At 68.9% G+C, this 20038-nt stretch carries 21 protein-coding genes; 9 read left to right on the plus strand and 12 right to left on the minus strand.

The window, feature by feature from the left end; genetic code table 11:
• Positions 1–190: 190 nt before the first annotated feature.
• The 3 genes from ACLBWX_RS06995 to ACLBWX_RS07005 all read right to left on the minus strand — a co-directional run bounded on the left by ACLBWX_RS06995 (position 191) and on the right by ACLBWX_RS07005 (position 2770).
• A complete protein-coding gene (locus ACLBWX_RS06995) occupies positions 191–826 on the minus strand; it encodes a DUF4194 domain-containing protein (protein WP_447676352.1) in 636 nt (211 codons plus the stop codon).
• A 100-nt stretch (positions 827–926) separates the two neighbouring features.
• Positions 927–1196, minus strand: a complete 270-nt coding sequence (locus tag ACLBWX_RS07000; protein WP_447676353.1) for a hypothetical protein — start codon at positions 1194–1196, stop codon at positions 927–929.
• A gap of 185 nt (positions 1197–1381) precedes the next feature.
• Positions 1382–2770 (minus strand): Wadjet anti-phage system protein JetA family protein, encoded by a 1389-nt coding sequence (locus tag ACLBWX_RS07005; protein WP_447676354.1) that lies wholly within the window; start codon positions 2768–2770, stop codon positions 1382–1384.
• Positions 2771–2936: 166 nt separating this feature from the next.
• Here ACLBWX_RS07005 and ACLBWX_RS07010 point away from each other — a divergent pair, with 166 nt between their 5' ends.
• A complete protein-coding gene (locus ACLBWX_RS07010) occupies positions 2937–3584 on the plus strand; it encodes a PRC-barrel domain-containing protein (RefSeq protein WP_447676355.1) in 648 nt (215 codons plus the stop codon).
• Between the two features lie 18 nt (positions 3585–3602).
• A complete protein-coding gene (locus tag ACLBWX_RS07015) occupies positions 3603–3842 on the plus strand; it encodes a hypothetical protein (protein WP_447676356.1) in 240 nt (79 codons plus the stop codon).
• Between the two features lie 60 nt (positions 3843–3902).
• On the opposite strand, the gene ACLBWX_RS07020 is transcribed toward ACLBWX_RS07015, so the two are convergent.
• From ACLBWX_RS07020 to ACLBWX_RS07030, 3 genes are read right to left on the minus strand one after another with little or no spacing between them, the layout of a single operon-like run.
• Positions 3903–4727: a substrate-binding domain-containing protein gene (locus ACLBWX_RS07020; RefSeq protein ID WP_447676357.1), complete on the minus strand. Its 825-nt coding sequence runs from the start codon at positions 4725–4727 to the stop codon at positions 3903–3905.
• Entirely contained in the window at positions 4700–5416 is a 717-nt protein-coding gene (locus ACLBWX_RS07025) for an ATP-binding cassette domain-containing protein (RefSeq protein ID WP_447676358.1), read from the minus strand. The genes ACLBWX_RS07020 and ACLBWX_RS07025 overlap by 28 nt, the downstream gene beginning before the upstream one ends.
• Before the next feature lie 4 nt (positions 5417–5420).
• On the minus strand, positions 5421–6119 hold the full coding sequence (locus ACLBWX_RS07030; protein WP_447676359.1) for an ABC transporter permease: 699 nt from the start codon (positions 6117–6119) through the stop codon (positions 5421–5423).
• Positions 6120–6192: 73 nt separating this feature from the next.
• On the opposite strand from ACLBWX_RS07030, the gene ACLBWX_RS07035 reads away from it, so the two are divergent.
• Complete coding sequence (locus tag ACLBWX_RS07035; protein WP_447676360.1) at positions 6193–7185, plus strand: substrate-binding domain-containing protein; 993 nt, start codon at positions 6193–6195, stop codon at positions 7183–7185.
• Here the strand turns inward: ACLBWX_RS07035 and ACLBWX_RS07040 are convergent.
• Genes ACLBWX_RS07040 through ACLBWX_RS07055 form a run of 4 tightly spaced genes read right to left on the minus strand, consistent with a single transcriptional unit; the run spans position 7161 to position 12002 of the window.
• The gene (locus ACLBWX_RS07040; RefSeq protein WP_447676361.1) at positions 7161–8414 is read right to left on the minus strand and encodes a molybdopterin molybdotransferase MoeA; all 1254 of its coding nucleotides are present in this window, start codon (positions 8412–8414) and stop codon (positions 7161–7163) included. The two genes, ACLBWX_RS07035 and ACLBWX_RS07040, sit on opposite strands and share 25 nt — an antisense overlap.
• Entirely contained in the window at positions 8402–8947 is a 546-nt protein-coding gene (gene mobB / locus ACLBWX_RS07045; RefSeq protein ID WP_447676362.1) for a molybdopterin-guanine dinucleotide biosynthesis protein B, read from the minus strand. The genes ACLBWX_RS07040 and mobB overlap by 13 nt, the downstream gene beginning before the upstream one ends.
• Positions 8944–10926 carry a molybdopterin biosynthesis protein gene (locus ACLBWX_RS07050; RefSeq protein ID WP_447676363.1) on the minus strand — a complete coding sequence of 661 codons (1983 nt, stop codon included), beginning with the start codon at positions 10924–10926 and terminating at the stop codon, positions 8944–8946. The genes mobB and ACLBWX_RS07050 overlap by 4 nt, the downstream gene beginning before the upstream one ends.
• Positions 10927–10934: 8 nt before the next feature.
• Positions 10935–12002 (minus strand): molybdopterin-binding protein, encoded by a 1068-nt coding sequence (locus tag ACLBWX_RS07055; protein ID WP_447676364.1) that lies wholly within the window; start codon positions 12000–12002, stop codon positions 10935–10937.
• Between the two features lie 267 nt (positions 12003–12269).
• Here ACLBWX_RS07055 and ACLBWX_RS07060 point away from each other — a divergent pair, with 267 nt between their 5' ends.
• Positions 12270–13574, plus strand: a complete 1305-nt coding sequence (locus ACLBWX_RS07060) for a c-type cytochrome (protein WP_447676365.1) — start codon at positions 12270–12272, stop codon at positions 13572–13574.
• Between the two features lie 7 nt (positions 13575–13581).
• Here the strand turns inward: ACLBWX_RS07060 and ACLBWX_RS07065 are convergent, their stop codons facing one another.
• Positions 13582–14061: a GNAT family N-acetyltransferase gene (locus ACLBWX_RS07065; RefSeq protein WP_447676366.1), complete on the minus strand. Its 480-nt coding sequence runs from the start codon at positions 14059–14061 to the stop codon at positions 13582–13584.
• Positions 14062–14102: 41 nt separating this feature from the next.
• Positions 14103–16100, minus strand: a complete 1998-nt coding sequence (locus tag ACLBWX_RS07070; protein WP_447676367.1) for a 4Fe-4S binding protein — start codon at positions 16098–16100, stop codon at positions 14103–14105.
• Positions 16101–16387: 287 nt separating this feature from the next.
• Between ACLBWX_RS07070 and ACLBWX_RS07075 the strand changes: the two genes are divergently transcribed.
• From ACLBWX_RS07075 to ACLBWX_RS07095, 5 genes are all read left to right on the plus strand, one after another.
• A complete protein-coding gene (locus tag ACLBWX_RS07075; protein ID WP_447676368.1) occupies positions 16388–17128 on the plus strand; it encodes a biotin/lipoate--protein ligase family protein in 741 nt (246 codons plus the stop codon).
• Positions 17125–17700 (plus strand): DUF6505 family protein, encoded by a 576-nt coding sequence (locus tag ACLBWX_RS07080; protein WP_447676369.1) that lies wholly within the window; start codon positions 17125–17127, stop codon positions 17698–17700. The genes ACLBWX_RS07075 and ACLBWX_RS07080 overlap by 4 nt, the downstream gene beginning before the upstream one ends.
• A gap of 35 nt (positions 17701–17735) precedes the next feature.
• Entirely contained in the window at positions 17736–18746 is a 1011-nt protein-coding gene (locus ACLBWX_RS07085; RefSeq protein ID WP_447676370.1) for a DUF6352 family protein, read from the plus strand.
• Between the two features lie 89 nt (positions 18747–18835).
• Positions 18836–19351, plus strand: a complete 516-nt coding sequence (locus tag ACLBWX_RS07090) for a DUF3305 domain-containing protein (protein WP_447676536.1) — start codon at positions 18836–18838, stop codon at positions 19349–19351.
• Positions 19348–20022, plus strand: coding sequence for a DUF3306 domain-containing protein (locus ACLBWX_RS07095; protein ID WP_447676371.1), 675 nt, complete (start codon positions 19348–19350; stop codon positions 20020–20022). Before ACLBWX_RS07090 ends, ACLBWX_RS07095 begins: the two co-directional genes overlap by 4 nt.
• Positions 20023–20038: the final 16 nt, after the last annotated feature.

The following is a 20038-nucleotide window of genomic DNA, read 5'->3' on the forward strand; positions in this document are numbered from 1 at the left end:
GAAGTCCCGAAGCGAATGCGATCGCCTCGGAATGGACGCTGTGCGCCGCTGATGCAAGCCGCGGCCGGGACCGGCCTGGGGACGTATCACTCGTGTCCGCATGGGACGGCGCAGTCCGGCGGGACCGGGCCGGTATCAGCGACGGCAGCGGCTTTTAACGGTGCGCTTACACTGGACGGCGCCCGATCCGTCAGGCCGCCCCGTCGCCGCGCGCTGAGCCCCAGGCCCGGATCTGGTCCATCCAGGCATCCGGCGACAGCACCGCGATCCCCGGCAGCACCATCAGGGGCGTGATCTTCTCGACCTTGTCGCGTTCACCCAGGCGCAGGCCACCCTTGCGGGAGAACAGGCGCAGGATCTCGGTGAGGCGCGCCTCCTCCGGCGGATCGCTGCGCGTGGCGTTACGGATCGACTCGACGATGTCGTCCGTGGTGCACTCGACGACGCCGTCGGTCGTGACCCGATGGGCGCGCAGGCCTTCCTCGTAAGCGAGGCGGAGGGCGAGCAACACTAGAGTCTCGTCCTTGCGGAGACGTTCCGCCTGGGCATCGTGGCGAACGCCTTCGGGTGGGACCCGCAGGCACACCATCTGGTCGCGGTGCATCACTTCGAAGCCGTAGCCGAGGCACGCGAAGTAGGCTTGGAAAAAGGGTGCGTAGTGCCGGGCGAGTTCATAGGAACGCCCGATGCCCGGCGTTCCGCCATAGATGCACTGGCTCTTCAACATCACCTGAAGAGCACGCGTCAGTTCCTCCTCCGAGGGGGCGCGCGCGCCGGGCGGTGGCGGCTCCTCGCCGTCGAGGATGGCGCGAAAGGCTTCGAGCATGACGGACTCCGCGGACGCGGAAAGCGCCCGCGCCGGTCCGTGTCTCTAGCCCCTCTCCGCGCGTCGCGCCAAGGGCGGGCCGCGCGTCCGTGTACGCCGCTCAGGCTGCGACGGCCGGGGTCGCCCGGAACAGGGAGAGGCAGGCGGTGTCGCGATGCATGCTGAGGATCGAGGCGCGGTCGAGAGAGGGATTGGCCGCGAGGACGCGTTGTACCTCGGCCACGATGGTCTCGTACCGGACCGGATCGTAGTTCGGCTCCAGCGGACTCACCGCGATGTAGGTCTCGACCACGAGAACCCGCTCGCAGCGTTCGCGACCGACTTCAGCAGCGATCCAGGCCGATTTGATGAGGCATTTGGCGGTGGTCATGGGCGAACGCTCCCGCAGACTTTCGTCGCTCCGGTTTCGCGTCTTGCGCGCCAAACCTTAGGGAGGATGAACCCGTCCCAGAATTTTGCCAAGGGCCTGGATTAAACACACCGAGTCATTGACACACGAACGAAGGGGAAGAACTCGGAGCAAGCGTCCCCGGAAAGTGAGGGCGAGAGACACGATCACCGCCGGAGCGAGGGCGCCCTTTCGAGCAGGAAGTCCGGACAGTCGAGCCAGCCGTTCGAGACCCGTCCCCCCACCCGGGACAGCCGATACCGGGTACGCAAGGTGCCGTCGAAAAGGACGTCGATCTCGCGCAGGCGCTGGAAGACAACGAAGTCATCGACGTCGGCGATGTGGATCTGCGATCCGCGGATGGCATGCTCACGCCCGAAGTGAGTCTCGATGAAGGTCACGACGCGCTCCGGAGTCACGGCGACACGCTCGCGGAAGGCATCCTTGGCAGCGATAAAGGCTTCCACGATCGGGTCGATGGCGATCTCCGGCAGGGGCTCGGACTCGATTGCCGCTCGGCGCAGGCGCGGAGCGTAGCAATGCGGCTCCCCGATCGGCGGGCGGAAGAGTGAGACCTGCGGCTCGGGAATCCCGTCGAGGTCGTCGTCGGCCCCAGCCACCGCCCGCAGCGCCGCGGCGGTTCTCTCGATCCGGTTGGAATCGCGGTGGTCGAGGTAGCGCAAGGTGGCGGCGATGCGGCGCTCGAGCCGGGCGACGATGTCGGCGACGGCGTCGAGGTGACGGTCGAGCCCCTCGAAGATCGCCAGGATCTCGGCAAGGTCGCCGCGGACGGCCCGCTCGGCGCTCTCCCGGTCGGGCGCCCGCCCCTCGCGCAGCCCCGAATCGGTGAGCGCCCGGAGGGTCAGGGGATCGCGCAGGGCCCGACCGGCCTCACGCACGATGCCGGACCGGAAGCGGAACGGATTGAAGCGGGTGTGCAGCGTCCGGTAGTCGCTGACGAGGTGTCGCGCCACGAACTCCTCGAAGTACAGGCGCAGCGCGACCCCCTGGTCCGCCTCGCGCAGGATGCGCTCCTCGCTCTTGCGCATCGATCCGGCGAGGCTGCGCAGGTGGCTCAGGAAGGTCCGCGCCGACTTGGCGGCGTTGACCAGCGACTCGGAGCGTTCGGTCGGATTGGCGATGGCGCTTTCCAGGCTGCCCAGCACGTCGAGCACGGCACCCCCGTAGGAGCGCCGCTCACCTCTGTCGAGGCGCGCCAACTCTTCGATCACCATCCGTGCTTCGGGATCGAACTCGACCACCGGGACATAGCGCTCGCGCCGCTCCACCAGCCAGCCGGCGTCGAGAAGGCGGCGATAGACCACCGAGCGACGCTCGCCCGGTTCGACCGACGCCGCGCCTTCGTCGTCGACCTCCCGGTCGACAAAATCGGCGGCGAAGTCGCCGATCGCGGTCAGGAGTTCACTCTTGCGAAGCGGCTCGGCGGTGTCCCCGAACACGCGGCCGTGCAGGTGTAGCAGCAGAGCCGCATTGAAGGCCCGGCTCGGCGAGGCGAGCGGCTTGAAGAGGTCGTCGGAGAGGTGCGTGAACAGCATGACAGGGCCGGGAAAGATGAGCCTCGACCGGCACGGAGAGTCAAATAGCACGAGGCAAATCGCTGGAGGAAGGACGCGCGCGTCCCCTTGAACTCCGGCTGCCGTCGCCGCGTTGATCAGTGGTCGTTCGCGTCCCGCGAAGCCGTCCGTTTTCGCGGAGTCTGCGATGCCTATCTACCACCGGAGCGCCCTGCTCCTCGCCCTGTCCCTGCTCGCGGCCCCGCCCTTGTCCGGAGGCAGTGCCCACGCGCAGCCGGCCGCCGACCAGCCCGGGACGGGCTTCGCGCAGGCACTTCCCGGTGCGATGCGCGGCTCGAAGATCATCGGCCTGCCGGTCGTCGGCATGGATCACGTGCGGGTCGGTGCGATCGAGGACGTCCTGATCGGCGCCGACGGTAGGGTTCAGGCGGTGGTGATCGGTGTCGGCGGCTTCCTCGGCATCGGCGAAAAGCTCGTGGCCGTCCCCTACGACGCGGTCGCCTGGAACATGAAGGATGTCCCGCTGATGGGCGGGCCGACCTCGGTGACGACGCCCGAGACGAAACCTGGCCGGCAGGCCGCTGCCGAGGTCAAGCCGGAGACGATGCCGGGGGCCGACACCACGCGCGAAGTGCTCGGCGCCGTGCAGGACAAGCATACCGATCGCGTCACGTCCGCCACCGGCACCATCGATGAAACCAAGAAGCCGACGGCCGCTCGCGCCACGGCCCTGGCCGGCGGCGTGCCCTTGGAGGCCGAGATCCGGCTGACCAAGGCCCAGATCGACGCCGCGCCGGCCTTCCAATACGGCGCGGCTCGTCAGGCCGAGAAGTAGCACAGAGAGGTCTCATCGATGAACCGCACCCTGGTGCCGACTGCTCTCCTCTGGATGGCAACCCTCGGCCCGGCCCTCGCTCAGGCAACCAACCCGGCGCCACCGATCCCGGAACGCGGTCCGGCCGGCTCGAACTCCTCTGCCGCCAACGCGGCGGCCATGGATTTCAACTGGGTCTGGCTCAGCCTCGTGATCGCGGTGGTTGCCCTCGCCATCTGGTACGTCGCGCGCCGGCGCCAATCGGGCAACATCCGCTGAGAACCACCGACGGCCGTGCGGTTTGGCACCGGCGCGGTCGTCAGTCGGAGGGGTGATCAGCTACTGGCCTGCGCTCGGAAAGAAGAGCTGCTTGCCCTCGATCTTGTAGCTCGCGATGGCTGCCTGGCCATCGTGGGAGACCAGCCAATCGATGAAGGCTTGGCCCTCCTTGGCCTTCACGCTCGGGTGTTTGGACGGGTTCACCAGCATCGCGCCGTAGGGGTTGAACAGGCGCTTGTCGCCTTCGACGAGGATGGTGAGATCGCCGCGGTTCTTGAACGAGAGCCAGGTTCCGCGATCGGCCAGGAGGTAGGCTCCGAGAGCCGAGGCCGTGTTGAGGGCCGGGCCCATTCCCTGGCCGATGTCGCGGTACCAATCCCCCCTGACCGCGCCCAGGTCGACGCCCGCCTCCTTCCAGGTCCGCAACTCGGCGCTATGGGTGCCGGAGCGGTCACCGCGCGAAACGAATGGAACTTCAGTGGTGGCGAGCTTGCCGAAGGCCGCGACGACGTCGCCGCCGCGTATGCCGGCAGGATCGGATTTCGGACCGATCACGACGAAGTCGTTGTACATCACATCCCAACGCTTGGTGGCGAAGCCCTCGGCCAGGAACTTCTCCTCGGCCGGGCGGTCATGAACCAGCACCACGTCGGCATCACCTCGCCGGGCCGCATCGAGGGCCTGCCCTGTGCCGAGAGCGACGACCTTCACGGCGATCCCCGACTTCGCCTCGAACAGAGGCAGCAGGTGCTTGAACAGACCGGATTGCTCGGTGGATGTGGTGGAGGCGACGACGATCGAGGTCGGCTCGGCTTTGGCGGCGCATGCTGCGCCGAGGGCGAACAGCAGGCCGAAGGTCAGGAGGCCGCGGCGAAGGATGTCCAAGGAAGTTCTCCGGTGATGTAGGCCCGCGTCTCGGGAGCCTGGGGCGAGGTGAGAAGCGCATGGGTCGAGCCCTGCTCGACGGCACGTCCGCGCGCGAGCACGACGGCCTCGGCGGCGAGCCGCGTGACCTGACCGAGATTGTGGGAGACGAGCACGACCTTGGTACCCCGGCGCGCGATGTCGACGATCAGGCTCTCGACCAGTTCGGTGGCGCCGGGGTCGAGATTTGCCGTGGGCTCGTCGGCCAGCAGGAGATCGGGCTCGACCGCCCAGGCACGCGCTAGGGCCAAGCGCTGCTGCTCACCGCCGGAGAGGCGCGTCGCTGGCGCTTCCGCACGATCGCCGAGGCCGACGCGGGCCAGGGCCGCACGGGCGCGGCCCGCTCGCTCGGAGCGCGACAGACCGAGCGGTTCCAGCGCGATCGCGACGTTGGCGAGGGCGCTCGCGCGCAGCAGGGCCGGTCGCTGGAAGACGAAGGCGCGGCGAACGGGACCATCGCCGACGATCCGCACGCATCCGGCATCGGGCTTGAGCAGGCCATCGATGACGCGCAGGGTCGCACTCTTGCCAGCGCCGTTCGGGCCGATCAGGGCGGTGATGCCGGCGGCAGAGATGTTGGCGCTCAGTCCATCGAGGATGGTGGTGCCGTTGCGGGCGAGCACGAGACCGCTGAGTTCGATCGCGGGCATCCGGTCAGCCGCCATAGGCACGCACGGCGTGCGAACGCAGGAACGCAGCCACCGCGTTGACCAGGATCACCAGGGCGATCAGCACCAACCCGAGTGCGAGCGCGAGGCTCAGGTCGCCCTTCTGGGTCTCCAGGGAAATCGCCGTCGTCATCGTACGGGTATGCCCATCGATGTTGCCGCCGACGACGAGAACGGCACCGATCTCCGAGATTGCCCGTCCGAAGGCGGCGAGCGCCGTCGTCACCAGGGAGAAACGGGTGTCGTGAACGAGCGCGAGCGCTCGACGGGGCGCCGAGAGTCCGAGCGAGCGCAACTGCTCGCCGAGATGCGCCTCGGAATCCGCCACCACCTGCCGCGTGAGGGCCGCGACGAGGGGCGTCGCCAGCACCGCCTGCGCCGCCACCATCGCTGCAGGGGTGAACAGGAGTCCGAGGGACCCGAGGGGGCCGGAGCGCGACAGCACGAGGTAGAGCACCAGTCCGACGATGACCGGCGGTAAGCCCATGAAGGCGTTGAGGAGCCCGACCAGCACCGGCCGGCCCGGGAAGTCCGCCACCGCCAGGAACGCGCCGACCGGAATCCCGATGCAGAGCCCCAACCCGACCGCCGTGACGCTGACGCGCAGTGAGAGCAACGCGATCACGAAGACATCGCGGTCGAGGGTCGCCAAGCGCAAGATCGTTTCCTGGAATGTCTGAAACATCGGGACTGGGCTGTGCGGAGGCTCGCGGGATGATACGGGGTGAGGCGAAAGATCAATAGGAAAGTGCTTTCCGATGCGTTCGTCCACGAACCTTGCGTTGCAGGCCGACGGCGACTGGAACGGCCTCGGACTGCGCTCCACCTTCGCGCTGCTCAACGCCCTGGCCCGCTCGAACTCCCTGGTCGCTGCCGCGCGACGGCTGGAAATCTCCTATCGCTCAGCCTGGAGCCGGGTCACCGCCCTGGAGGCGGCCCTTGGACAACCGGTGGCGGTCAAGACCAAGGGGCACGGCACCGTGCTCACTCCCTACGGCCGCGCCCTGCACACCGCCCTGGCCGAGATGTACGACCGGCTCGGCCCCGTCCTGGACGCCGAAGCGGCCCGGACGGCCGAAGCGTTGCGGAGCCTCGATGTCCGGACGCCGGCTCCGTTGCGGCTCGCGGCGAGCCACGATCCGCTGCTCCTCAGCATCATCGACGAGAAGCCCGGCATCGCGCTCGCGATCGCTGGTAGCCTCGACGCGCTCGCGCATCTCCGCGCTGGGACCGCCGAGGCCGCCGGCTTCCACTACGGTTCGGAAGGCCCTGCACCGCCGCCGTTCGACGCCCTCTTCCGCGACCCGGAGCTGACCGTGAGGCCGCTGTTTCGACGCCAGCAGGGCCTGATGCTGGCGCAGGGCAATCCGCACGGCGTGACCAGCGTCCAGGACATCGCCCGTCTCGGCCTGCACTTCGTCAACCGCCAACGCGGGGCCGGAACGCGCATCTGGTTCGAGCGGCTCTGCGCAGAAGCCGGCCTCGAGGCGGGAGCCATCAGGGGCGCACAGACCGAGGAATTCACCCACCAAGCCGTCGCGGCGCTGATCGCCACCGGGGCGGCGGATGTCGGGATGGGGACGCCCGCGGTCGCCGAGCGCTTCGGGCTCGCCTTTCACCCGTTCGGCTGGGAGACCTACTACCTCGCGGCCCGGATCACCGTCGATGAAACGGTGCTCGCGGGACTGGCGGAGGCCGCCGGAGACGCGGCCGGAGCCGCCCTCGGCTACCAGAGTATCGCGTGCGGGTAGAAGGTGAGGATGTCTCCCGGGGTCACGGACGTCACATCGTCGCCGAGTTCGACGAGCCCGTCACTCTCCGTGAGCGACGAGAGCACGCCGGCGCCCTCCCGGGGATACTTGACCGCCTCCAGGACGGCGTCGGAGCCGAAGGCGACGCTGGCGCGAACGAACTCGCGCCGGCCCGCCTTCTTACGATAGGCGAAGGCGGCTCGAACGGGCTGGCCGAGGGGCGCGACGTCCATGGCGCCTCCGAGGCGAGCGAGGAGCGGGCGCACCACGAAGAGCAGCGTCACGTAAACGGCACCCGGATTGCCCGGCAGTCCGACGAACGGCGTGCCGTCGACGACGCCCATCGCCACCGGACGGCCGGGCTTGATGGCCAGACGCCAGAACATCAAAGCGCCGACCGCCTCGACGGCAGCCTTGACGTGATCCTCCTCCCCTGTCGAAACGCCGCCCGAGGTCAGGATCAGGTCATGGTCGCGTGCGGCGTGCCGCAGACGCTCGGCAAGCGCGCCGGGCTCGTCGCGCAGGATGCCGAGATCCGCGACCTTGGCACCGAGGCGAGTGAGCAGAGTCGCCAGCATCACCCGGTTCGAATCGTGGATCGCGCCGGAGGGCAGCGGTGAACCAGGCTCGGCAAGTTCGTCGCCCGTAGAGAACAGGGCTACCCGCAGGCGCGTGTGTACGGCGATCCGGTCATGCCCCGAGGCCGCCGCGAGGGCGAGGTCCTGCGGCCTCAGGCGCCGGCCGACTGGGATCGCGCAGGCGCCGCGGGCGATGTCTTCGCCGGCATCCCGCGCATTGGCGCCAAGCTTCAGCCCAGGGGGCAGCACGACCACGTCGCCGTCGCGGCGCACATCCTCCTGCATGAACACCGTGTCGGCCCCGGGTGGCATCGGGGCGCCGGTGAAGATCCGGACCGCCGCACCATCTGGCGCGATCGCCTCGGCGGCGACGCCTGCCGGAAGCCGGCCTCGGACCGGAAGCCGGGTCTCGCCCAGGGGGAGGAGATCGCGATGGCGAATCGCGTAGCCATCGACGGCCGAGTTCGCAAACGGGGGCACGTCGTGCAGCGCCACAACGGCTTCGGCGGAGATCCGCCCATCGGCCTGGACGAGAGGCAGCCGCTCGGTGCCGGCGAGCACGGGCAGGCGCTCGCCGATCAGCGCCACGGCGTCCTCGATGCGCATCAGAGCACCGCCGAAGGCGAAGCAATCGTCGGTCAGCTGGGCCATGACCCCTCCATATGCGCCAGCGCCGTCTCCAACGGCTCCGCCAGGCCGAGGACCAGATCGGCGATCTTCATGATCGCGTCGAGTTCGACCACAGGAACGGCGGCATCCGCGAAGTCTCGGTCGCTCGCCACGGCGACGATGCGGGGATCGTCAGGGTAGATCGGCGGCTTGCCGTTGGCGACGCGGTGAACCTCGAGCTTGGCGTGGGCCTCGCGCTTGAAGCCCTCCACGATCACGAGGTCGCAGGGCGAGATCCGGCGTAGAAGATCGCCGAGCCGCGCTTCCGGTGCGTCGCCGACCTCATGGATCTGAACCCAGCGCCGCGACGAGGACACGATGATTTCCGAGGCCCCGGCCTCGCGGTGAACGTAGGAATCCTTGCCCGGGTGGTCGACGTCGAAGGCGTGGTGCGCATGCTTGATCGTCGCCACCTTCACGCCGCGGGCGACCAGCAGCGGGATCAGTCGGGACAGGAGCGTGGTCTTGCCCGCCCCACTCCACCCGGCGAGGCCGATGACCCGGGCGGGATTCACGGCGCCTCCGCGGGCGAGAACCCGGCTTCGCTGAGAAGCGTGCGCGTCTCGGGCTCGTGTAGGCAAGCGAGGAAGGCAGCAAGTGCCGGCCGGTGACTATGGGCGGCTCGATAGGCGAAATCGTAGCGCTCATCGGCGAGGGGCAGAAAACCGAGGCTGTAGGCCCGCGCCACGGTGGCGATGGCGACGCCCCAATCGGCCCGTCCCTGTGCAACCGCCGCCGCAACGGCATTGTGCGAGCGCGGCTGGTTCCAGAAGCCCGGCGGGCGGGCGCCCTTGAGCAGGCCGTCGACGAGCACGCGGGTGCCCGAACCGGTGTTGCGGTTGACCAGGACGGTCTCCGGTTCCGCCAGGGCCGCCGCTACGGCTTCCTCCGCTGAGCGGCCCTCGAACAGGGGATGGCCGGGCCGGAAGACGACACCCTGGAGGCGCCCCCATCCCTCGGCCAACACCATGCCGGGCGAGAGGAACGGTCGGTTGTACACCCCGGTCTCGGCATCGAGCAGATGCATCGCCGCGAGGTCGCCCTCGCCCCGGCCCAAAGCGGCGAGGCCACCGGCCGAGCCGACCCAGATGGGCCGCGCGCGAATCCCCCGCTCCGCCAGCCGACCGATCACCCGGTCCAGGCCGACGCAGTGGCTGCCGATGATCGTGAGGTCCGGCGGCCGGACCCCGGCGCCGAGGCGGGTGACGGCCACGGTCTCACCGGCCTCCATGCCGGCACGGGCGGCAGGGATCGCGAAGAAACCGTCGGCCTGTGAAAAGGCTGTCACCGAGCCTGAGCCCTTGGGGAGCGGCAGGGCGCGCAGGCCGGTCTCCGTCTCCGCCAGGGCCGTCATCACGAACTCCGTGCGACCACGCTCGGAGGAAACGCGCTGAGGTAGGATCGCCGCGACGCTGCTCTCCTCCCGCGGCGGCAGGCCGGCCATCGCCCGCACCAGCGGCACTACGACATCGTGGAAGGTGAACATCGCCGAGGTCGGAAAGCCCGGCAGCACGATGATCGGCGTTCCGTCCGCCACCGCGAGGCAGAGCGGCTTGCCGGGTTTGAGGGCGACGCCGTGCACGAGAATGCCGGGCTCGCCGAGGCGCTGGAGGATGCGGTGCGAGACGTCCCCGGCGCCCTTCGAGGTCCCGCCCGACAGGACGACGATGTCGCTCCCGGCGATGGCATCTCGAAGCGCGGCCTCGAGGGCCGGTTCCTGATCGAGAACGATGCCGAGTGGCCTCACCGTGCCGCCGTTCTCGGTCACGGTGGCAGCCACGATCGGCCCGTTGGAATCGTAGATCGCCCCCGCCATCAGCGCTTCTCCCGGAGCGACGAGCTCGTCGCCGGTGGAGAGCACCGCCACTCGTGGGCGGCGGACGACGTCGATCGACGCGAGGCCGCAAGCGGCCAGCATGCCGATCTCTCGCGCGGTGATCAGCATCCCCTTGCGCAGAACGGTCTCGCCCGAGGCCATGTCGGCTCCGGCATAACCGATGAACTGGCCCGGCCGCGCCGGTTGGGCGAGGTCGATCGCGGAGCCCTCCGACCGAAAGTCGGTCTGCTCGACCATCACGACGGCGTCGGCTCCCCGCGGGACGACCCCACCCGTCGCGATCGGCGTCGCGGTGCCGGGCGTAACGGCCAAGCCCGGCACGACCCCGCAGGCGAGGATCTCGCGATTGAGGGTCAGGCGGCGCGGCTGCGCCTCTCCGGCGCCCTCGGTGTCGGCGGCGCGCAGTGCGAAGCCATCGACCAGGGCGCGGTCGAAGGGTGGCACGTCGATGGGCGAGGCGACGTCGTGGGCCAGAACCCGTCCGAGGGCGTCGGCCAGTTCCACGATCTCGGCCGGCAGAGCTTCGTGCGGCACGGCCGCCCGAAAGCGCTCGACCGCCTCCTCACGACTGACGACGGTCAGGAACTGCTCCTGGCGGGCGGCCTGGGACAGACGATCGAGAAAGGCGCTCTCATCGGAGGCGATGGCGGTGGGCATGGCGGCGCTCAAAGGGGCAGGCCCGAGACGATGCTGCCGGCCGGGTATCCTTCGGAATCCGGCTCGACCAGGATCGCCGCATCGGCCTGGATCAGGCTGGTGAGTGCCAAGTCGCTCCCGCCGAGCGGCAGCAGCCCGTCGGGCATCCTTCGAGCATAGACGACCTCGCTGAGGCCGATGGTGGAAACGACCTTGCGCAGGAGGGGCGCGGAGATGCCGACGACGGGCACGGCTCCAGACAGCGTCGCGATCAGGGTGCGACCGAGGGTCAGGAAAGCACTCAGCGCCGCATCGGGTCGCCCCGGCAGCAGAAGGACCGCCCGTCCTCCGACCTCGCCGAAGCCCGTGGTCTCTCCCGGTTTCAGCGCGATTCCATGTGCCTTAAGCATTCCGGCCAATGAGAGTCCGGCGGCAGCGTGATCGCCTCGGCCGAACCCGGTCCCGCCGATCACAAGGACGGCGTCGCCGTCCTGCATCCGGAGCACGTCCGCGAGCGCCTCCGGCGTCCGAGCAACCGCAATTTCGGCGACCGTCGCGCCCGCCTCGACGATGAGGTCTGTGAGGAGAGGCGACAGCGTGTCGCGGTCCGGGGCTCCGGCGACGATCAAGGTCAATCGCGGACGGCGCAGGGGCACGCTTCCGATCCCAATCGCCTGAACGGCCAGGCGCTGCAGGGGTGTGATCCGCTGACCGGCCGCCACCAGAAGGGCACCGGAAGCGGCCTCCGCGGCGGCGGCACGGACGCCCTCACCGACCGGCGCATCGGCCACGACGGACGGGCCCTCGATCGCCTCAAGCGGCAAGATCGTATCGGCGCCGTCCGGTAACCGGTGTCCAGCCTCGACCCAGAATGGCTGCCGCTGAATGGGAATCGGGGCATAGGGCGTGGCGCCGACGACATCGGCCCCACGCACGGCCCAGCCGTCTCGCAGGGCGGTCGGGTATTCCGGTATGGCACGCGGCGCGTGACAATCGTCGGCACAGATCCCGCCGACGACCTCGCCGAGGGGAACCGCCTCGGGAGCGACCGGTGCCAACCGTTCCGTCAGCGAACGAATGGCCTCCGTCAGGGGCATCAGGGCCGAGGACGCGGTAAGACGTAGGCCGGTTTCCGGTGCGGACGAACCGGACTCCGTCGCGACGGCGCTGCGGGCGGGAGCGATCATGTCTCGAGCGATGCGCCATCGACGGGCGATGATCAAGCACCTCCCGAGCATACCGCGTCACCGGGTCCCGTCCTTGTGCAGGGACATCGCCGAGGTGGATCGTCTAGTTTCGAATGCCGAGCCGATCTGCCGGTGCGTCTTGCGGGAATAGCATTGCGGGAAATCATCAAAGCCTCGATGTCGCGGCTACCTGACCTGCGGACACTCGCTCTCTGCTGCCTCGCCGTCGGCCTGTCCGCGTCTGCGGCCTATCCGCAGATGCGCGGGCATGGCGGCCCGGTCCGAGCCCTGGCCGTTGCTCCCGCGCGCGGCCTCGCGATCTCCGGCGGCTTCGATCAGGCCGCGATCCTCTGGGCGATCGACACGGGGACGGCGCTCACCGTCCTGCGTTTCCATGACGGAGCGGTCAACGCCGTCGCGGCGCTGCCCGATGGCGGGTTCGTCACGGCCTCGGAGGATGGCCGCATCGCCGTCTGGCACGCCGGTCAGCCCGAGCCCGAGCGGATCTTCGCGGAGCATGCAGGGCCGGTGGCAGGCCTCGCCATCTCCCCCGATGGGATGCTGTTGGCCTCGGCTTCATGGGATGGGACTGCACGCATCCGGCCGATCGCCGGTGGTCCGGCGCGGGTGCTCGAAGGACACCAGGGCAACGTCAATGCGGTCGCCTTCCTGCCGGACGGGCGACCGGTCACCGCCGGCTACGACGCGACACTGCGGATCTGGCCGTCTGCCGCAGATGGCCAGGGCGTTCCAGTGATCTTCACGCTGCCCACCAGCCTGAACGCCCTGGCGGTGACCCCGGACGGCGAGGTCGCCGTCGCGGGCGGAGACGCAATCGTACGCCTCCTTCGCCCAGACGGGACGGTCCGGGCGACCGTCGAGGCCGGGCCGAACCCGGTGATCGCCCTTGCGCCCTCCCCCGATGGCACCCGGATCGCGGCGGCGACGGTCGGCGGCGCGGTCGCCGTCATCGATCGTGGAGCAGGGACGATCCTGCACCGCCTCGTCGGTCCGGGTCTCCCGGTCTGGTCCATCGCCTGGCGACCAGACGGACGCGAACTTCTCACCGGGGGCAGCGACCGTCTCATTCGACGGTGGAACGCGCTGACCGGCGAGCCGATCGGCCCCCTTGCGATGCCGCGCCCGCCCGATGCGCTGGCCGCGTATCACGGGGATCGCGGGGCCGAGGTGTTCCGGGCCTGCGTCGCCTGCCACGCCCTCAAGCCCGAAGACGGGCCCCGAGCCGGTCCGACGCTCGCCGGCATCATGGGCCGGCGGATCGCGACCGCACCGGGCTACCGCTACTCCGACGCCCTGAAGGCTATGGACCTCGTCTGGGACACGCGATCCATTGCTCGACTCTTCGAGGTCGGCCCCGCCCGCTACACCCCCGGAACGCGCATGCCGGAACAAACGATCACCCGGGCGGAAGACCGCGAAGCCCTGGTGAAGTTCCTGGAGAGCGCCACGGCGATCCGCTGAGCCGGAGTCACAGGTTCCGGATCATGTAACGCGCCTCGCTGCCGTAGCTGGCGACCTTCACGGCCATCGCCGGACTGGCCTCGCAGATCGTGAAGCCCTGGCTCTGCCAGAACGGCGCCGTCCGGTTGACCGCGACAAGAGCGAGGCCCCGGAGGCCGGCCCGACGTACCCGCTCGACCAGCATCGAGAGGCCGGCCCGGGCATGCCCGGATCTTGCGAGGGCCGGATCGATCCCGAGGTCGTGGAGGTAGGCGCTCCCCTCCGCCGGTGGCGCCGGCGCCGGCGATGTGTTCAAGGGCGGAATATCTCCCAGCGGCCAGGGATACGCCACGGCGTAGCCGGCGACGTCTCCGGCCGGATTGCTGAGGGTCAGGCATAGGCCGGCGCCCAGCGCCAGCCGCTCTGCGAAATGCGCCGCTTCCTCCGGATGGTCCGGGAACAGTCGGTCGGCGAGGGCGACGACTTGCTCGAGGTCGCAAGGCGCCATGCTTCGCCACGTCCAGGAGTTCACGGCCGTGATCACTCCGGCTAGATCGCCTCGCCGCGGGCGGCCCGCTCACGCAGGTAGTCTTCGGTGGTGCGCGGGCGATCGCGCTCGGGTCCGGCATGGGGATCGAAGCCCTGATTCACCGCGACCTCGACACGACAGTCTTCGCACATCATGAGCGCCTGAACGCGCGCTTCGCCGGCCTCGCCACGGAACATCCAGTGCCGGTCGCGCAGCTTTTCCACCACGCGTTCGATGGTGCTGCGCGTGCCGAAAGGCTTGGCGCAGGCGAGGCAGGCGAAGGGCTCCTCCTCCTTCACGATCCGGCGCGGCGCCGCCCAAGCCTCGAAATCGACCCCGGGCTGCAACGTGATGACATTCTCGGGGCAGGTATTGGCGCACAGGCCGCACTGGACGCATAGGCTCTCCTCGAAGGCGAGCAACGGCCGGTCGGCACTGTCCGAGAGCGCATGAGTCGGGCAAGCGCCGACGCAGGCGAGACAGAGGGTGCAATCCTCGGTGCGGAAGTCCAGACCGCCGAACGGTGCTCCGGCGGCGAGCGCTATCCGCGCCACCGGCTCCGGCGCGGCCGCATGCATTTCGTTCAAAGCGAAACGCAGGACCTCGCGCTTACCGCCAACGGGCATGAACCGTGACGGCGCGTGGGTTGCCCGTCCGGTGGTGAGCGCTGCCAGTGCAGATCCCAGAGTATCGGGGTCATCCGTCTCGATCAGCGAGACGACGGGGTCGGCCGTAGCGCCGCCATAGCCGAGGCCGCGCGCCAGGGTGTCGCCGAGAACCGCCGCCCGGCGCAGGCTGTCGAGATCGTGCTTCGGGCGGTCGCGGGCGAGGATCCGCACGCCCGCCACGCCATGGGCAAAGAGCGCCGCAAAGGATTCCGGTCCGAGTTGGGTGATTTCGTTCACCCGCACGGGCAGGACCCGGGCCGGCAATCCGTCGCCATGGCGGGCGAGCGCATCGATCAGGGGTTCGCCATGGGCGCCATCATGGAAGAGCACGACCGCGTCGCGTCCCCCGGCCGCTTCGTAGGCCAGCATCAGGACCCGCAGGCGGCGCATCAGCGCATCGGCCGGCGGCAAGGCATAGGCGGCGGCTCCGGTCGGGCAGACCGAGGCGCAGTTTCCACAGCCGGCGCAGATGTAGGGATCGATCGTCACCGTATCACCGGCCGAGGTGATCGCCCCGGTGGGACAGACCTCGAGACAACGGGTGCAGCCGGTGATGCGTGACCGCGAATGCGCGCAGAGGTCGGCGTGGAAATCCACGAAGCGGGTCTTGTCGAAGGTGCCGACGAGGTGTGACGCCTCCGCGATCAGGCGCTCGACTGCCGCCGGGTCGCGTGGATCGGCCCGCATGTAGCCGAGCCGGACCTCGTGAGCGGGAAAAAGGGCGGTGCCTGCGCTCACGTCGATGACGATGTCGCAGGTCGACGTGGCGCCGTTGCGACTTGGACCGAACAGGAGCTGCGACCGGGATGACGGCGCCGGTAATGCATAGTCGTCGATCCGTAGCTCGAAGGCGCCGAGCCGGCCCTTGCCCCCGGCGACGGTACCCTGCACGATCGGAAATTCGTTGCGGAGCGGCGGCTCGACGGACTCGGGCCGGGTCAGCAGCACGGTCACGTCGAGGTGTTCCGCGAGCCGGCGTCCGACCTCGATGGCGGTGGCGTCGCGACCGTAGATCAGCGCCACGCCGTGGCTCTCGATCGGCACGGTCACGGCATCGGGGAGAGGCTCGGCGGTGGCCGCGAGCAGGGCCGCCATCTTGGGACCGGCCTCGCGCGCCTGCGACGACCAGCCTGCCGTCTCACGGATCTTGGCATAAGCGACGCGGTCTTCCGCGCCAAGTTCGGACGCGACCTCTTCGAAGAGGGGAGACTGCAGCGTGCAGGACACCGTCACGGGCACGCCCGCCTGCAGAGCGGTGCGGAACCGGTCGAGTTCGCGGCCACAGAGCTGGTCGGCGAGTGTCAGGGAGCCCGCGCAGCCGCGCCCGATCGCATCCGCATCGAGCGGCATCGTCTTCTCGCAGGAGCAAGCGAATACGATACGGTCTGACACGGACGGCTCCTGGATCGAGCGACGGAAGGATTGCGACGACGGATACACGGGCGTGGCGGAGCCCCTTCGCGTCGTCGTTCGTATGCCATATACTCGAATGGTTCAAAACTACGATCCGCCATCACCGCGCAGCGACGTCGCGTCCCGCGCGCACCTTGTACCTTGTGGCGCCGTCGTCGGCAGAACATGTCGTGGACAGACGTCCGTCACCCTGAATCTACCGCCGAGCTCCTTTTCGCCTCCTGATGACAGTGCGCCACACCACGACCGCAACCGCCCTCGCTCTGCCTCCGGCCTTCACCGCCCGGGCGGTGTCGCCCGCTGCCGGAGCGTTCCGTGAAGCGATGACGCTGGCGAAATGCGAGGGGTCCGACGCCGCCGGGACGCTGCTTCTCGCTGAGCGCGCGGACGTGCTTGACGTCGCGGTGATCCTGGCACCGGAGGAACCGCTGTCTTCGGCTCGGCGCGCCTTCCTCGCGGCCATGACGGCGCTGGCCGACGCGGTCGGTGCCCATGGGCCACCCGAGATGCCGCTGACCTTCGGCTGGCCTGATGTGCTGGTCTTCGACGGTGCGCGGCTCGGTGGGGGGCGGCTGGGCTGGCCCGACGGCTGCGACGAGCATTCTGTCCCGGACTGGCTCGTATTCTCCGCGATGCTACTCCTCTCGAAGGCGGGGGTCGGCGATCCGGGGCTCACCCCGGGCTCGACCGCGCTCGACGAGGAAGGATTCTCGCCCGACATCCGCGATGCGCTGGTCGAGAGCTTCGCGCGCAATCTCAACCGCACGTTCTCCGTTTGGACCGAAGACGGATTCGAAGGAATCGCGGCGCGCTATCTGGCGCACCTTCCCACCCCGGCGGGCGTGCCGGTGCGCATCAACCGCGCTGGCGACGTCGTCCTCGGCGAGTCCGAGCACTGGCCCCTGGCATCCCTGCTGCGCGAATCCGCATGGCTCGATCCGGAGACGGGTAAGGTTCGGCTATGACGGCGCTTAAGCTGCCGCGCACCCTGCGGCTCGACCCCTCGGACACCTTCGTCTTCGCGCATCCGGCCGAACCGGGCGAGTGGGCGGTGACGGGATCGTTCCTGTTCTGGGACCAGGACCTGACATCGCTCGAAGGCAAGGCCCGCTCTGCCTTCCGCTCAGGCTTCGTTGGGGTCGCCTCCCTGGGATTCTCGACACTTGTGGTGGTGAGCGAGGCCACCGAGGCCGAGCGCGACGCGGCGGTGGAGGCCCTCGCCCACCACATCCACGAACGTCTCGGTGCACCGAACCGGGAAACTGCGCGGACGGCGGCCCGCGAAGAAATCGATTTCGCCGCCTCGCTCTGCGGTGTGCCGGTCGGGAGTGTCGTAGCGATGCATCGGACCCAGACAGCAGGCGAGATTTCGGAGGCCTTCCGGACGCTCCACAAGCGGACTGCCGGAACGCGCGGTGCCGACCGCCTTCACGCCCATGCCCGCGCCTTCCGCTTCGTGGAGACCGATGACGAGGAGCACGAGGAGCGGGCCGACCTCATCGGTCTCGCGCGGGCTACGCCGGCTTCGGTGACCTGATCCATGGCCCATTTGGTAAACGGAGAGTCCCTGCGATGACCGAGTTCTGGGTCTCCAGCGGCCACCACCTGACGCAGCGCACCGCGGGCGGCGGGCTGGCGGTCACCGATGAACTGATCCTCGCCTATCTCGCTCGTCCCGAGCTGGTACCGCCGGAGGAGGCCTGTTCAGCGGAGCGCAGCCTCTACGCCGACCTGCTCGCGCACCCGCGCCGCGCGGTGCCTCCCGAGGCCGTCGCGGCCATCACGGACTCGGATGCCCGAGAGAATTGGGAGGTGCTCCTCGCCTTCCGCGACCGACTGCTCGACGCACGCTCGATCGAGGCAGCCTATCTCGCAATGGTCCGCCAGGGATTGCAGGGAATCCCCTCGCTGTTCCTCAATCAGCTCGTGCACCTGATCCTGCGCAACGCCCTCGATGGCTGCGACGACCCCTTCGTGCTGCGGGCCGCAGAGTTGATGTTCCGGTCGCAGCGGATCAGCCGTCTCGACGGAGCCGTTCTCTTGGCCGATGCCGAGGTCATCGAAGCGCGAGAGGGCGGCGCCCCGCTCTCGCCGCTGGTTGCCATGCTGGGCAAGGACGCGGCGAACGAGCTCGACATTCTGAACGAGGACAATGCCTGGAGCTATTGGAGCCGGTCCGACGCCTTCTCGATGGCACTGAATCTCGGCTCCAGTGCGCGCAGCCGCGAAGGCCTCGCGCGGGTGATCGAGGCCTTCGTCGGACACCTCCTGAACGTCGACGTTCGGGTCGCACCTCTCGACCGGCTGGAGGATCCCGATTGGCGCTGGTTCGTCGGCCTCGATGCTGAGGCGACCCGGATCGGCAACGCCCTGTGGCGCGGCGAAACGGTGTCGAACGCTGATCAGGAGCGCATGATCGCGATCTTCAGCCTGACCTTCGCGGATCGGTGCCATCTGGAGGACTCGATCGGAGACCGGCCGGTCTACCTGTTGCTGGCCGCGAACGCGGCGAACCTCGTCACGATGAAGCCGCAAAACCTGATCGTCGGGCTACCCATCAGGACGAATGAGGAGCCCTGCTGATGCCGAACCATTCAACATGCGTCGATGCGATGAGCGGCGGGCAGATGTCCCATGAACCCATGCAGGATGAACCCATGCAGGATCGGGTCATGCAGGATCGAGTCATGCCCCAGAACCATTTCGAGGTCGGCATCCTCGTGGCTCGCCGGCGCCTGCGCGGCCCCTGGGCGACGCATGCCTGGCTCCCCGTCGCCGCGCTTCCGGCTGCGCCACCTGTGGCAGACTGGACGACGTTATCGGAGACTGAGGAGGAGACGGTTTTCTATGCAGGTGCCTACGAGGTACTGCTGCACCCTGCTGAAACTTCCCATTACCGCGACAATCTTGTTTCGGGTCGACCCTCCCTGTGGGTCGCCCTCCGGAAGCTTGGCGAGGACGCCTACGAGATCGCGACCGTGACGGCGGATCCTTACGAAGGTGAGGCGATGGCCGAAGGCATCGGTGAGATCGTGGAGACCGTGCCGATGCCGGCGGAGTGCCAGGCGGTCCTGCTCGCCTTCTTCGAGGCCTTTCACGTCGAACGGAAATTCGAGAAGCGCAAGCGCGACCGCGCTGACCCGGAAGCGCTGGCACGCGGTGGCCCTGGTCGAGGGCGCGGCGAATGAGCGAAGGGATCCTGTCGCGCTGGGCGCGGCGCAAGCGAGAGGTTCGTCGCCAGGAACGCGTGCAGGCGGTGCCGGGGATGGTGAGGCGCCCCACCCCGCCCGAAGCTCAATCGACGATCGAAGCACAGGCCACGCAGGAAGCGACGACGGAGGCCGAAAGCCTCGCGGAAGCGATCGCCCGCTTGCCCAAGATCGAGGACCTGACCGCCGAGACCGAACTCGTGCCCTTTTTGCGAGTCGGTGTTCCGGCGGTACTGCGAAAGGCCGCCCTGCGGAGGATGTGGTCCGTTGATCCGGCAATTCGTGACTTCGTCAGCGAAGCACGGGACTATGCCTATGACTGGAACACGCCCGGCGGGGTTCCTGGCCTGGGTCCGATGCTGCCCACAGACGACATCAAGGCCATGGTCGAGCGGATCATGACCGGTCATGCCCCGCCACCCGCCTCGGGAACGTCCGCGAGCCCGGAAGATGAGCGCGAGACGGGACTCGTTGTCGCGCCGGTTGCGGAAGTCGATCTCAGCGCGCCTCAGGTGCTCCCAGGACAGGTCGAGCCAATCCCGCACGTTGTCGAGGATGGCTGTCATCCTTCGGAAAAAGCCAACCGCACGTTTCAATCGGCAACGATTGTATCTCCCCTGCGACGCCATGGCGGCGCGATGCCGAGCTAATCGGAAGAAACGCGAT

This window comes from Methylobacterium sp. M6A4_1b (assembly GCF_053345175.1).

Excerpts from the sequence above, each read along its gene's own strand:
- ACLBWX_RS07050 (WP_447676363.1), bottom strand. The coding sequence starts at position 10,926 with ATGCCCACCGCCATCGCCTCCGATGAGAGCGCCTTTCTCGATCGTCTG.
- ACLBWX_RS07035 (WP_447676360.1), top strand. The coding sequence starts at position 6,193 with ATGCGTTCGTCCACGAACCTTGCGTTGCAGGCCGACGGCGACTGGAAC.
- ACLBWX_RS07060 (WP_447676365.1), top strand. The coding sequence starts at position 12,270 with ATGTCGCGGCTACCTGACCTGCGGACACTCGCTCTCTGCTGCCTCGCC.
- ACLBWX_RS07055 (WP_447676364.1), bottom strand. The coding sequence starts at position 12,002 with ATGCCCCTGACGGAGGCCATTCGTTCGCTGACGGAACGGTTGGCACCG.
- ACLBWX_RS07040 (WP_447676361.1), bottom strand. The coding sequence starts at position 8,414 with ATGGCCCAGCTGACCGACGATTGCTTCGCCTTCGGCGGTGCTCTGATG.
- ACLBWX_RS07085 (WP_447676370.1), top strand. The coding sequence starts at position 17,736 with ATGACCGAGTTCTGGGTCTCCAGCGGCCACCACCTGACGCAGCGCACC.
- ACLBWX_RS07070 (WP_447676367.1), bottom strand. The coding sequence starts at position 16,100 with ATGCCGCTCGATGCGGATGCGATCGGGCGCGGCTGCGCGGGCTCCCTG.
- ACLBWX_RS07090 (WP_447676536.1), top strand. The coding sequence starts at position 18,836 with ATGCAGGATCGAGTCATGCCCCAGAACCATTTCGAGGTCGGCATCCTC.
- ACLBWX_RS07030 (WP_447676359.1), bottom strand. The coding sequence starts at position 6,119 with ATGTTTCAGACATTCCAGGAAACGATCTTGCGCTTGGCGACCCTCGAC.
- ACLBWX_RS06995 (WP_447676352.1), bottom strand. The coding sequence starts at position 826 with ATGCTCGAAGCCTTTCGCGCCATCCTCGACGGCGAGGAGCCGCCACCG.
- ACLBWX_RS07000 (WP_447676353.1), bottom strand. The coding sequence starts at position 1,196 with ATGACCACCGCCAAATGCCTCATCAAATCGGCCTGGATCGCTGCTGAA.
- ACLBWX_RS07005 (WP_447676354.1), bottom strand. The coding sequence starts at position 2,770 with ATGCTGTTCACGCACCTCTCCGACGACCTCTTCAAGCCGCTCGCCTCG.
- ACLBWX_RS07065 (WP_447676366.1), bottom strand. The coding sequence starts at position 14,061 with ATGGCGCCTTGCGACCTCGAGCAAGTCGTCGCCCTCGCCGACCGACTG.
- ACLBWX_RS07080 (WP_447676369.1), top strand. The coding sequence starts at position 17,125 with ATGACGGCGCTTAAGCTGCCGCGCACCCTGCGGCTCGACCCCTCGGAC.
- ACLBWX_RS07075 (WP_447676368.1), top strand. The coding sequence starts at position 16,388 with ATGACAGTGCGCCACACCACGACCGCAACCGCCCTCGCTCTGCCTCCG.
- ACLBWX_RS07010 (WP_447676355.1), top strand. The coding sequence starts at position 2,937 with ATGCCTATCTACCACCGGAGCGCCCTGCTCCTCGCCCTGTCCCTGCTC.
- ACLBWX_RS07095 (WP_447676371.1), top strand. The coding sequence starts at position 19,348 with ATGAGCGAAGGGATCCTGTCGCGCTGGGCGCGGCGCAAGCGAGAGGTT.
- ACLBWX_RS07025 (WP_447676358.1), bottom strand. The coding sequence starts at position 5,416 with ATGCCCGCGATCGAACTCAGCGGTCTCGTGCTCGCCCGCAACGGCACC.
- ACLBWX_RS07015 (WP_447676356.1), top strand. The coding sequence starts at position 3,603 with ATGAACCGCACCCTGGTGCCGACTGCTCTCCTCTGGATGGCAACCCTC.